General features: G+C 70.3%; 14 protein-coding genes. 5 read left to right on the forward strand and 9 right to left on the reverse strand.

Features of this window, described 5'->3' with window-relative positions:
* Positions 1–1202: ATP-binding protein (locus G6022_RS12010; RefSeq protein ID WP_182691626.1), on the forward strand; the 1202-nt coding region annotated here is incomplete at its 5' end.
* 67 nt (positions 1203–1269) lie between these two features.
* Here G6022_RS12010 and G6022_RS12015 read toward each other — a convergent pair.
* Positions 1270–1962 carry a response regulator transcription factor gene (locus G6022_RS12015; protein WP_182639308.1) on the reverse strand — a complete coding sequence of 231 codons (693 nt, stop codon included), beginning with the start codon at positions 1960–1962 and terminating at the stop codon, positions 1270–1272.
* A 47-nt stretch (positions 1963–2009) separates the two neighbouring features.
* On the reverse strand, positions 2010–2852 hold the full coding sequence (locus tag G6022_RS12020; RefSeq protein ID WP_182639307.1) for a serine O-acetyltransferase: 843 nt from the start codon (positions 2850–2852) through the stop codon (positions 2010–2012).
* A 136-nt stretch (positions 2853–2988) separates the two neighbouring features.
* Here G6022_RS12020 and G6022_RS12025 point away from each other — a divergent pair, with 136 nt between their 5' ends.
* The gene (locus G6022_RS12025; RefSeq protein WP_182691628.1) at positions 2989–3312 is read left to right on the forward strand and encodes a putative quinol monooxygenase; all 324 of its coding nucleotides are present in this window, start codon (positions 2989–2991) and stop codon (positions 3310–3312) included.
* Between the two features lie 69 nt (positions 3313–3381).
* Here G6022_RS12025 and G6022_RS12030 read toward each other — a convergent pair whose 3' ends face one another.
* A complete protein-coding gene (locus G6022_RS12030; protein ID WP_182691630.1) occupies positions 3382–4200 on the reverse strand; it encodes a DUF1906 domain-containing protein in 819 nt (272 codons plus the stop codon).
* 161 nt (positions 4201–4361) lie between these two features.
* Here G6022_RS12030 and G6022_RS12035 point away from each other — a divergent pair, with 161 nt between their 5' ends.
* On the forward strand, positions 4362–5261 hold the full coding sequence (locus G6022_RS12035; RefSeq protein ID WP_182639455.1) for an oxidoreductase: 900 nt from the start codon (positions 4362–4364) through the stop codon (positions 5259–5261).
* A gap of 35 nt (positions 5262–5296) precedes the next feature.
* On the opposite strand, the gene dapA is transcribed toward G6022_RS12035, so the two are convergent.
* Positions 5297–6184 (reverse strand): 4-hydroxy-tetrahydrodipicolinate synthase, encoded by an 888-nt coding sequence (gene dapA / locus G6022_RS12040; RefSeq protein ID WP_182639454.1) that lies wholly within the window; start codon positions 6182–6184, stop codon positions 5297–5299.
* Positions 6185–6323: 139 nt separating this feature from the next.
* Between dapA and G6022_RS12045 the strand changes: the two genes are divergently transcribed.
* Entirely contained in the window at positions 6324–6614 is a 291-nt protein-coding gene (locus tag G6022_RS12045) for a hypothetical protein (RefSeq protein ID WP_182639453.1), read from the forward strand.
* Positions 6615–6681: 67 nt separating this feature from the next.
* Here G6022_RS12045 and G6022_RS17065 read toward each other — a convergent pair whose 3' ends face one another.
* Positions 6682–6807: a hypothetical protein gene (locus G6022_RS17065; protein ID WP_277817639.1), complete on the reverse strand. Its 126-nt coding sequence runs from the start codon at positions 6805–6807 to the stop codon at positions 6682–6684.
* A gap of 177 nt (positions 6808–6984) precedes the next feature.
* Here G6022_RS17065 and G6022_RS12050 point away from each other — a divergent pair, with 177 nt between their 5' ends.
* Positions 6985–7773 (forward strand): pirin family protein, encoded by a 789-nt coding sequence (locus tag G6022_RS12050; RefSeq protein WP_182639452.1) that lies wholly within the window; start codon positions 6985–6987, stop codon positions 7771–7773.
* On the opposite strand, the gene G6022_RS12055 is transcribed toward G6022_RS12050, so the two are convergent.
* From G6022_RS12055 to G6022_RS12070, 4 genes are all read right to left on the reverse strand, one after another.
* Positions 7770–9476, reverse strand: coding sequence for a BCCT family transporter (locus tag G6022_RS12055; RefSeq protein WP_182639451.1), 1707 nt, complete (start codon positions 9474–9476; stop codon positions 7770–7772). The two genes, G6022_RS12050 and G6022_RS12055, sit on opposite strands and share 4 nt — an antisense overlap.
* 56 nt (positions 9477–9532) lie before the next feature.
* Positions 9533–10093 carry a CAP domain-containing protein gene (locus G6022_RS12060; protein WP_241731194.1) on the reverse strand — a complete coding sequence of 187 codons (561 nt, stop codon included), beginning with the start codon at positions 10091–10093 and terminating at the stop codon, positions 9533–9535.
* 95 nt (positions 10094–10188) lie between these two features.
* Positions 10189–11139: a diacylglycerol kinase gene (locus G6022_RS12065; RefSeq protein ID WP_182691632.1), complete on the reverse strand. Its 951-nt coding sequence runs from the start codon at positions 11137–11139 to the stop codon at positions 10189–10191.
* Positions 11136–11751: FAD-linked oxidase C-terminal domain-containing protein (locus tag G6022_RS12070; protein ID WP_277819497.1), on the reverse strand; the 616-nt coding region annotated here is incomplete at its 5' end. The genes G6022_RS12065 and G6022_RS12070, both read right to left, overlap by 4 nt.

The raw sequence follows: 11751 nt of genomic DNA on the forward strand, positions 1-11751 counted from the left end.
CCGCCCTCGACCTCGTGGCCGAGCCGCTGTCCGGTGTGGACCTCGTGCGGATCGTCGGGCCGGGGGACCGGCTGCTCGCCGCCCAGGTCACCCGCGGACTCGAGGACGTGCCCCCGGTGCCCGCGCCCGCGGCCGGGGAGATCACCCGGCACCAACTGGAGTCGCCCGGTGGGGCGGACCTCCGCGTGACGTCGGTCGGCGTGGATCTCGGCGGCGTGACGTTCGCCGTCGAGGTGGGCACGGACACCGACCGGTACGACACCGTGCTCGCCGCGGGCGCGATCCTGTTCCTGTCCTTCGTGCCCGTGGCCGGACTGGCGACCGCGGTGTTCGTGCACTACGCGATGGGCCGCGTGCTGCGGCCGGTGGAATCGATCCGGTCGCGGGTCGCCGAGATCTCCGCCTCGGGGCGGGGCGAGCGGGTGCCGGTGCCCGAGGCGGAGGACGAGATCTCCCGCCTGGCCCGGACGATGAACGCGATGCTCGCCCGCCTGGACGCCGCGAGGACCGCCCAGGTGGCCTTCGTGGGCGACGCCTCGCACGAGTTGCGCAGCCCCCTGTCCACGCTGTCGACCCTGTTGGAGCTGTCCTCGACCTCCGGCACCCCGGTCGACGTGGAGACCGTGGACGATCTCCTGCTCCCCGAGGTCCAGCGGATGCGGTCGATGGTCGAGGATCTGCTCCTGCTGGCCAAGAACGACGAGCGGGGCGTCCCCCTGCGTCGCGAGGACGTGGACCTGGACGACATCGTCCTGTCCGAGGTCGGGCGGCTTCGTGGACTGGGCGGGCTCGACGTCACCGGTTCGGTGGAACCCGCCCGCCTGGTCGGCGACCCCGACGCCCTGCTGCGGGTCGTGCGCAACCTCGTCGACAACGCGCGTCGGCACGCGCGCGAGGCCGTGACGATCGGGCTCACCGTGGATCGCACGAGCCCCGCGGGGCCGCGCGCCGTGATCACCGTCGACGACGACGGCGAGGGGGTGCCACCCGAGCAGCGTGACACGGTGTTCGACCGCTTCGCCCGACTCGACGCCGACCGCGCCCGGGGCACCGGGGGCTCCGGCCTGGGGCTGGCGATCGTCGCCGAGATCACCCGCTCCCACGGGGGATCGGTCCGGGTCGAGGACTCCCCCGCGGGCGGAGCGCGGTTCGTCGTGGACCTACCGGTCGAGACCATCGGGGAACACCCCGACCAGCCGTGACCGACCCGGGCTGGCGGCACGCTCACCTACCTCCAGGCGCTTTCACTGGCCGAGTGAGCGGAGCGGGTCAGCCCCCGGCGCTCGCCATCTCGCTGTCCACCAGTCGGTAGCCCTGTCCGCGCACGGTCTCGATCGCTCGTGCACCGAAGGGCGTGTCGATCTTGCGACGCAGGTAGCCCACGTAGACCTCGACGATGTTGTCGTCCCCGTCGTACGCGGCATCCCACACCGCCCGCAGGATCTGGGGTTTGGACACCACCTGGTTGCGGTTCCGGATCAGGTACTCCAGGACCGCGTACTCCCGCGCCGTCACCGGGATCCGCTCACCTCCCCGCCGCACCTCCCGCGCGGCGGGATCGACCTCGAGGTCACCGGCGACGAACGAGACGGGCCGCTCGGGGGCGCCCCGCCTGACCAGCGCCCTGAGCCTGGCTTCCAGGACCACGAACGAGAACGGTTTGACCAGGTAGTCGTCGGCGCCCAGGTCGAACGCGTCCGCCTCGTCGTACTCGCCGTCCTTCGCGGTGAGCATGAGCACGGGGGTCCAGATCTCGCGGCGCCGCATCTCGCGCACCACCTCGTAACCACTGCGCCGCGGCATCATGATGTCGAGGACCACCACGTCGAAGTCCCCGTCGGCGGCCATCTCGAGTCCGATCTCCCCGTCCGGGGCCGTCTCGACCGCCCATCCGCCGGCGGCGAGGCCGCGCCGCACGCTCTCGAGGAGCGCAGGTTCGTCGTCGACAACGAGTACCCGCATACAGTGCCCTCCGCCCGTGTCCCGTTCGATCGCGTGGCCCGCGACGCCTACTCGGCGCCCGGGTCGATCTCCTGGTCCATCTGCTCGGCGGGGACCAACGAGTCGGCGTGACGCCGCACCACCCTGGCGGGCACCCCGGCGACGGTCGTGTGCGGCGGGACCTGGTCGAGCACCACCGAACCGGCGGCCACCCGCGAGCACTCGCCCACGTGAACATTGCCCAGCACGATCGACCCGGCCGACAGCAGCACCCCCGAACCGATCTTGGGGTGGCGGTCGCCGTCCTCGTTCCCCGTCCCGCCGAGGGTGACGCCCTGGAGTATCGAGACGCCGTCCCCGATCACGCAGGTCTCGCCCACCACGATGCCGGTGGCGTGGTCCACGAGGATCCCGGAACCCACGCGCGCGGCCGGGTGGATGTCCATGGCGAAGACCTCGGACACCCGGCTCTGGAGGAACGAGGCCGCCATGACCCGTCCCGAGTTCCACATCTCGTGCGCGACGCGGTGGATCTGGAGCCCGAGGAATCCCTTGGCGAACAGGTAGGGAACCAGGTAGTTGGGATAGGCCGGGTTACGCTCGAAGCTCACCACGAGGTCGGCCGCGACCGCCTCCAGGACGTGCGGGTGCTCGACCAGGATCGCCCTGATCTCCTTCTCCAGGACGTGCCGGCCGATCTCGGGGGTCGCGACGCGCGAGGCGGCGAGCCTCGCGAGGGATTCGCCCAGGTCGTCGCATCCGTCGACGAGATCCAGGACCAGGCCGGCGATGAGGGGTTCGTCGCGACTCTGCGTGGCGTCCACGGACAGCCGGTCCCAGACCGCGCGGACGGAGGAGTCGGCCTCCGTCTGCGGGACGCAGGGGTTCTCGATGCTCAGCTCGATGGTCACCCGGTACAGGGTAGGCCCGTTCTGCTTTCCGGGTCGAGTCACCTCGGTATCGGGTGCGGGGGCAGCGGGTGCGGGGGGATCGGGTGCGGGGGCGCAGCACTCGACGAGGTCGCGCCGGCCCGGGCAGGATGGGGCCATGATGCTCATCAACGTGAGATTCGACGTCAAGCCCGAGTTCGCGGACTCATGGCTCGAGATCACCCGCGACTTCACCGAGGCCACCAGGGCGGAGCCCGGCAACCTGTGGTTCGACTGGTACCGCTCGCCCGACGCGGAGACCACCTTCCTGCTCTGCGAGGCGTTCCGCGACGGGGACGCCCCGGCCGAGCACGTCGGGTCGGCCCACTTCAGGGAGTTCACCGGCTCCGCCGCGCAGTACCTCCAGCGCACCCCGCGGATCATCAACACGACGGTCGACGGCGAGGAGTGGGGAACGATGGGCGAGATCACCGTCGACTAGCCCGACCGGGCCTCGACCCGCCGGTCACCGGCCGCGCCCCGCCGCCCCCGGCGTACGAGGCGACCCGACTCAGCCCACGCTGCCCAGCGCGGCGCCCACGAGCGCGGCCGGGTCGGTCGGCCACCACTGGCCGTAGTCGAGCGCGTAGACGCGGTTGAGGTCGGAGACCACACCGCCCACCGTCACCTGCTGGCGGATCGGGAGCTGGTGGATGGTGGCACTCGGGTTGAGACGCCCACCAGAGCCCCAGTCGTGCTGCCAGAAGTACTGACCCAGACCCCGCTGACGGCACCAGTCGATGGTCGGCGCGTTGGCGTACACGCCCAGCTTCATCCCCGCGCCGTGCAGGTGGTGACGGAAGCGCTCGAGGTACGGGGCGATCAGGTTGTCGAACTCCCAGCGGGTGGGGTTGTCGTCGATCGCGGCGTACAACGGGACCCCGCGGGGACCGCCGGCGGCGAAGTGTATGCCGATACCGATCCTGGAGTGGTGGTCGCCACCCGCCGCGCCCGCGCGCCAGTCGGCGGTGGTGTCCCTGCCGAACTGATAGCAGGAGACCATGTTGAGGCCGTGCGCACGGAAATCGTCGACCTCACGCCGCAACAGCGGCTTGCCGGTCATCCACTCGGCGCCGGGTCGGCGGTTCGAGCAGTACCGCACCGCGCCCATGTGTCCGGCCGCGCGGACGGAGGCCGCCGACGGCGGGCCCGACGCGTAGTCGAGCAGCGTGCCGATCGGGACCCCTGCACCCGCGCCGGGGAGTGCGCCGAGCGGTGCGGGGATGGACGACTGGGCACCGACCGCGGGAGTGAGCCCCGCGGCGAGGGCGCCGGCTCCGGCCGCGCCGAGACCGGCGCGGCGGAGGAAGGAACGGCGGTCGAACGTCATGAGGGAACTCCGAGATCTCGGTCGAAGACGAAAGGCGTGTGTGACGCGTGGGATCTCACCCGCCTCACGCGAGTGTGTCACAAGAACATCGCGGCGTCTCCCCCGGCGTTACCACACGGGTGTCCGACCACGGCGCAGGCGCGGCTGGTTGACTGTCACACATGAGCCGCACGCCCAGATGGTCCGCCTCCGACGTCCCCGACCAGACGGGACGGACCTTTGTCGTGACCGGGGCCAACGCGGGGATCGGCCTGGCCACCACACAGGCACTCGTGGCCCGGGGCGCCCGGGTGGTCATGGCGTGCCGGAACCTCGAGAAAGCCGAGGCCGCCCGGGCCACCCTGCCGTCGGGGACGCGTGACCTGGCGCTGGTCCGTCGCCTCGATCTGGCGGACCTCGACTCGGTGGACGAGTTCGTCGCCGGGACCGCGGATCGGGTGGATGTCCTGATCAACAACGCCGGCGTCATGAACCTCCCGCCCTCGCGGACCGCCCAGGGTCACGAGATGCAGTTCGGCGTGAACGCGCTCGGTCACCACGCCCTCACCGGCGGCCTGCTGCCGCGGTTGACCGATCGCGTGGTCTGGCTCGGCTCGCTGGCACACCTCCGCGGGCGCGTCGACACCGACGATCTGAGCATGGACCTGCGCGGATACCGGCCGATGGCGGCCTACGCCAACTCGAAGCTGGCCTGCATCATGCTGGCCTACGAATGGCAGCGCCGACTCGGTCGCGAGGGCGGGGAGATCCGGTCGATGGCGGCCCACCCCGGGTACACCGCCACCGAACTCCTCCGGCAGAGCGGCCGCCCGGCCGCCGACCGGTTCTTCGAGCTCGGCAACTCGATCTCGTGGGCCGGACTGACGCCGGAGACGGGCGCCCTGTCCGTCCTCTACGCCGCGACGGTGCCGGACCTTCCGGGCGCGACCTTCGTGGGCCCCGATCGCCTCGGCGGACTGAGGGGATACCCGAAGATCGCCAGGTCGAGCAGCAGGTCCCGCGACGAGCGGGTCGCCGCCGCCCTCTGGAAGCGGTGCACCGAGATGTCCGCGTTCCGGTAGTCAGCCCGCGGCGGGGTCAGGCCGACCCGTAGGGGTCAGGCCAGTCCGGCCGCGGCCAGTCCCTCACGGAGCCGGTCGAGGTGCTCCGGCGGGCCCTGGAGCAGGGGCATGCGCAGCTGGTCGGAGCCGATCAGGCCCCGCATCTTGAGAGCGGCCTTGACCTGGATCGCCCCCTGCGAGGTGTGCATGATCGCGTCGACGGCCGGGATGAGGCGGGTGTGGATCTCGCGGGCCCGGGGCAGATCACCGGTATCGACGGCGTCGATCATGGCCCGGTAGTCGTCTCCGGCCACATGCCCGACCACCGACACGACCCCGGTGGCGCCCAGTGCGAGGAACGCGAGGTTGAGCACGTCGTCGCCCGAGAACCACAGCAGGTCGGTCTCGGCCATGAGTCGGCTGGCCTCGAACAGGTCGCCCTTGGCGTCCTTGACCGCGCGGAGACCCGGGATCTCGGCAAGTCGCCGGATGGTGTCGGAGGACAGGGCCGTGCCGGTTCTCCCCGGGATGTCGTAGGCCATGACGGGTCGCCCTCCCGCCTCGGCGACCATCCGGAAGTGCTCGACGATCCCGTGTTGCGTGGGCTTGTTGTAGTACGGCGTGACCACCAGCAGCGTGTCGGCGCCGCGCTCGACCATCGCGGCGGCCGCACGCATCGAGTGCTCCGTGTCGTTGGTCCCGCAGCCGGCCATCACCGACACACGGTCACCGACCGCCTCGACGACCGCGGCCACGGCGTCGTAGTCCTCCTCGTCGGTGGTCGTGGCGGACTCACCGGTGGTGCCGTTGACCAGCAGGCCGTCGTGACCGTGATCGGCGAGGTGAACCGCGAGTCGCTGCAGCCCGTCGAAGTCGATCGAGCCGTCGTCGTGCATTGGGGTCACCATCGCGGTGATGACCCGACCGAAGGGATTGTCCGACATGAGCACCAGGATAGGCGGTCCCGGGTGATCGTTGCTCCGAGGCGGTCACCGGTGGCTCCGGCGGAGATGTCCGGAAGCACGTGGGGCCCGTCGCGGTTAGGGTCGTCACCACCCCGTACGCACGACCCAGGAGGACCACATGAATTCGGAGACACCCCCGGAGACCCCAGAGGACCTGGGCAACACCATCGACGGAACGCGTGTCGGTGACGGAAGCGCGCCGGATCCGGCAGCGGATCAGGGAGCGACCGGAATCGACCCGGACGCACCGGGCAGCGGTGGCCACAGTGACGGGCAGAGCGTCGGCCACGGTGACGGCACCGTGTCGACGGGCACGCGCGACATGGAGGAACAGAAGCGCATCTATCAGACGCCGGAGCAGCCGGACCACGCTCTCGGTGGGAGCGAGGGCACAGCCGACGGGATGTAACCAGCCGACGTGCCGCGCTACGGCGTGGACGCGGCCCGGCCCGCGACAGCCCGGCCCGAGGGGAGGGTCAGCGAACCTTGTCCGGGTTGGTGTCGAGGAAACGGCCCAGGGTGTTGTCGACGACGATGTGAGCCACCTCGTTGGTCGTGGCCACTCCCACGCGCAGCGTGGCGGCCAGAGCGTTCTGCAACATGGAAACCTCCCGGCGGGTGATGTGACTCCCGTCACTGACAACTGTCACCCTACGCCCGGGCGCGGGAGACCGTCGTCGTATCAGCGAAAAATCTGGACGACCGTTCTGGACCGGCACCCCGGCCGGAAAGGACTGCTCGAGTGTATTGTTGTTACATCATCTAGCCGAGGGGGCGCCGTGCTCGGTCCACTGGTCAGAGTCCGTCGGTCGGCCACACGCTCGCACACCGGTGGCGGCTGGTTGGACTCCCGTCACTCCTTCTCCTTCGCCCGCCACCAGGATCCGATGAACACCCATTTCGGGCGACTCCTGGTCAACAACGACGACCGGATCGCGGCGGGTTCCGGGTTCGACACCCATGGCCACCGGGACATGGAGATCGTCACCTGGGTGCTGTCCGGTTCGCTGGTCCACCAGGACTCCGAGGGCCACAACGGGATCATCTACCCCGGTCTGGCCCAGCGGATGAGCGCGGGCACGGGGATCCTGCACTCGGAGCGCAACGACGGCTGGCGAGATGGATCGATCCAGCACTCCGATGTCCCGGCCGACCCGGTGCACCTGGTGCAGATGTGGGTGGTCCCGGACTCCACCGGCGGAGACCCCGGGTACGAGCAGCGCGAGATCGATCCCGGCGAGCTGGACAACCACCTCGCCGTCGTCGCGGGAGGTCTCCGCGCCCACGCCGACCGGGCCGCCATCCGGATCCGCAACAGCACCTCCGCGCTGCTCGCCGCGCGACTACAGCCGGGTCGGTCGGTCCAGCTCCCCGATGCGCCGTACCTCCACCTCTACGTGCCCCTCGGCTCGGTCGATCTGGAGGGCGAGGGCGAACTGGCCACCGGTGACGCCGCGCGACTCACCGCCACGGGTGGTCGCCGGGTCACCGCCGGCGCGGACGGGGCCGAGATCCTCGTGTGGGAGATGCACGCGGGGATGACCATGCTCGACGTGCGAGGGCACTAGTCGGAGGACTCGACCGGGTTCGGCGCGCCGTCGTCCTCCTCCCCGGGGATCCGGTGCAGCGGGCCGATCGGCTCGGGTGAGGGCGTGTTCTCGTTCTTCTCGAACTCCTCGGGCGAATAGGCGCGATCCCACTGCCGTGTCACCGTGGGCGGGCGTTCGCCCAGGTCGGCGGAGATGCCCTTGACGAGGCTGTACATCATCACGAAGCCCATGACGAAGAACGGCAGCCCGATGACGGTGATGACCTCCTGCAGAGCGCTGAGACCACCGGTCCCGGTGCCGGCGAGTAGCGTCGCGGCGACGGCGCCCATGAGGACGCCCCAGATGATGCGCTGGTGGACGGGCGACGGGGCGACGGTGTCGTCCTCGCCCGAGGCCATCATGTCGACGACCATCGCGGCCGAGTCGACCGAGGTGGTGAAGAAGATGACGACGAGCAGCACCGCGATCCCGGAGACGAGGGTGGCGAGCGGGTAGTTGGACAGGAACGCGAACAGCGCGCCGGGGATGTCCCCGTCGTCGACCACCGCCTCGACCAGTCCACCGGGTCCGTTCAGTTCGATGTCGAAGGACGCCATGCCGAACACGCCGAACCAGATGATGGAGAAGGCCACCGGGAGGACGAGCACCCCGAAGACGAACTGGCGGATGGTCCGACCGCGACTGATGCGGGCGATGAAGATGCCCACGAACGGCGACCACGTGATGGTCCACGCCCAGTAGAAGACGGTCCACGTGTTCTGCCAGGTCGCCAGGTCGTCGTTGGCCGGGAAGACGTTGTTCCAGAACGCCAGCTCGGGCAGCGTCGAGGCGTAGACACCGAAGGTCTCCACCGTTCCCTTGAGCAGGAACAGGGTGGGTCCGGTGACGACGATGAAGACGAGCAGCGCGACGGCCAGGGCGATGTTGAGGGTGGACAGTCGCTTGATGCCCTTGTCCAGGCCCGCCGCCACCGAGATGCAGGCGATGGTGGTGACCACCACGATGACGAGCACCTGCACCACCGGGGACACCGCGATCCCGAAGAGCTCGTTGAGACCGGCGTTGATCTGGAGTGTGCCGAGGCCGACGGAGGTCGCCACGCCGAACACCGTTCCCACCAGCGCCACGACGTCGATCGTCTTGCCGATGGGCCCGTAGACGCGGTTGCCCAGGATCGGCGCGAAGATCGAACTGACGCGCGGCGGCATCTTGCGCTTGTAGATGAAGTAGGCGAACGCCAGGGCGGGCAGCGCGAAGATGGTCCAGGTGTGCAGACCGAAGTGGTAGAGGGTGAAGGCCATCGCCTCCTGGGCGGCCTCCCTGCTCCCGGGGTCCACCCCGCCGCGGGGCGGGGTGGCGAAGTGCGAGATGGGCTCGGCCACTCCCCAGAACATGAGGATCGTGCCGATCCCGGCGGCGAACAGCATGCCGAACCAGGCCGCCGTGGAGTGTTCGGGCTCCTCGCCGTCGGCGCCGAGACGGACATGTCCGAACCGGCTCAGCGCTATCCACAGCAGGAAGAGCAGGAAGATGGAGACCCCGGCGATGTAGAACCACCCGAGGTTGGTCATGATCCACCCCGAGGCGGTGCCGAAGACGTCCCCCACCCAGTCCCCCGCGAGGAACGTGACCACCACGAAGGCCACGATGACCGCCACGGTGGTGAGGAAGATCCCCGGGTCTGTCCTGAGCCTGAGTGCGCGTGTGATCCGTTCGGACATGGTCTCCCTCGTCTGTTCGGCCGTGCTTGGCAGCGGGTCGGTCCCCCCGGCTGACGTCAGTACGCGAAGTTGTGTACCACGAACACCTTGCCACCGGCGGAGTACGCGATCCCCATTCCCGCCGAACGGTACCCGGGGTCAATCAGGTTGTCGTTGTGGCCGGGTGAGTTCTTCCACAGGTCGACCAGGCACACCGCTCCGCAGTGTGTACCCGCGGCGACGATGTTCTCCCCGTGGCCGCGGTTCAGCAGGGCCTGGTTGTGGTAGACGGCGTCCTGGGCGGCGAGCCGGTCGGCCCACGCCTGCGCCTCGCGGTCCAGATCCGGGTTGGGGGCCAGTGCCCCGAGCCCCCGGGACACCCGGTAGGAGTCGATCTCCCGGACGATGCCCTCGCGCACCCCGCCCGAGACGTCCTGGTAGGCCATCCCCGTCGACCCGACCGCCGCCCACACCTCGGCGGGCACCGCGGCACGGGCCTGGGAGACGAGTCCGTCCACCACATGCTGCGGGATGAACGACGGCAGAGCCTGGGCGGAGGCCGTGGCTCCCCCGCCGCCCATCAGAGTGGCAGAGGTGACGGCGACGGTCGCGAGTGACGCGGTGAGCCTGGAGCGCATGGAGGTGATCATGCCGTCTCGGCGAGCCTGAAGCGAACCGATTGGCGGATGAGGTATCAGTGATGCGTAACGCCCGTGACCTGCGTAGATCAGTGTTACGAATGAGGCTGGAGTGACCGCGGCACCAGGAACAAGCCGGCCCCCGCGAGGACCTCGACGGTCACCGGGAGCGGTGCCACGGCGTCACCGTCGGCGAACGCCTCCACGTCCTGCGCCTCGATCCGAACCGACCTGCACCGCCGAGTGGTCACCCCCCGGAGCCCCACGTGGGTCCCGGAGTAGATCCTTCGGAAATGCCACGCCAGCCGGGGCTTGGAGATCCTGCCGACGTAACAGACGTCGAACAACCCGTCGGACCGGTCGGCGTCGGGGGCGATCCTCATGTCGCCGCCGTAACTCCGGGTGATGGCGAACGCACTGAGGAGGACCTCCGTCTCCACCGTCTCCTCCCCCGCCCCACCGGCGTCGAAGGTCATGCGGAAGCGACGGGGCCGGTACGTCGGGAACTCGATGATCGAGGCCAGGACGTAGCGGAGGGGCCCGCCGAGGATCGTCATCTCGTTGACGCGCCGGTTGACCGCCGAGTCGAGCCCCGCACACAGGACGGAGGCGAAGAGGTGCGGGTCCCCGCCGTCCGGGGTGGCCCGGCCGAGGTCCACCTGCTCGACCCGGCCGCCGGCGACGACGTCGGCGGCGGCCTCCGGACTGTCCAACGGGATGCCGTACTCGCGGGCGAGGTCGTTACCGGTGCCTGCGGGGATGATGCCGATCGGGACGCCCGAGAACGCCTGCGCCTGTACGGCGAGCGAGACCATCCCGTCCCCGCCGCACACGGCGAGGGCATCCACGCCGTCGGCGATCGCCTGTCTGGCCAGCTCGAGCGACTCCTGCGCGCTGGCCCCCTGGAGGGCGTCGACCTCGAGCCCGTGCGACCGCAGCCTCGCGGCCGCCCTGTCGGCGACCCGGTCACCCCGTCCTCCGCCGGCGGCCGGGTTGGTCAGCAGGGCGACCGTGCGGATCCGACGGTCGGACAGTCGCGCGGTCACGGGATCAACGTCCCCGGGTTGCACACGCCCGCCGGGTCCACGGCATGTTTGACCGCACGCAGCATCCGGACGCCCACCTCGCCGATCTCGGCCTCGAGATAGGGCCTGTGGTCCACCCCGACCGCGTGGTGGTGGGTGATCGTCCCCCCGGCGGCCACGATCGCCTCCGATGCCGCCCGCTTGGCCTGCATCCACTGCGCGACGGGGTCCTCGCCCCGCTGACCCGCCACCACGGTGAAGTAGAGCGACGCGCCGGTGGGGTAGACGTGACTGATGTGGCACATCACCAGTGCCGGCGTGCCACTCGCCTCGAGCGAGGCGGTCAGCGCCCCGGCGACGGCGTCCCGCAGCGCGGGCAGGTTCGACCAGTCGGTGGCGGTCTCGAGCGTCTCGACCAGCGCGCCGTTGTCGAGCAACGAGTCACGCAGGACGGGCGCACCGAAGCGGCCGTGCTCCCACGCCTCGGCCGGTCCGGCACCCAACGAGACGCCGCCGTGGGCCAGCAACACCTCCCGGGTCTCGGCGTGGCGCGACCCGGTGTGCTCGGGCGTGCCCTCGAACAGCGTCAGACACAGGCAGCCGCCGGACTCCCCGCCCGCGCCGTCGGCGCCC

Origin of the sequence: Dietzia sp. Cai40, assembly GCF_014145165.1 — a bacterium.
Taxonomy (GTDB): domain Bacteria; phylum Actinomycetota; class Actinomycetes; order Mycobacteriales; family Mycobacteriaceae; genus Dietzia; species Dietzia natronolimnaea.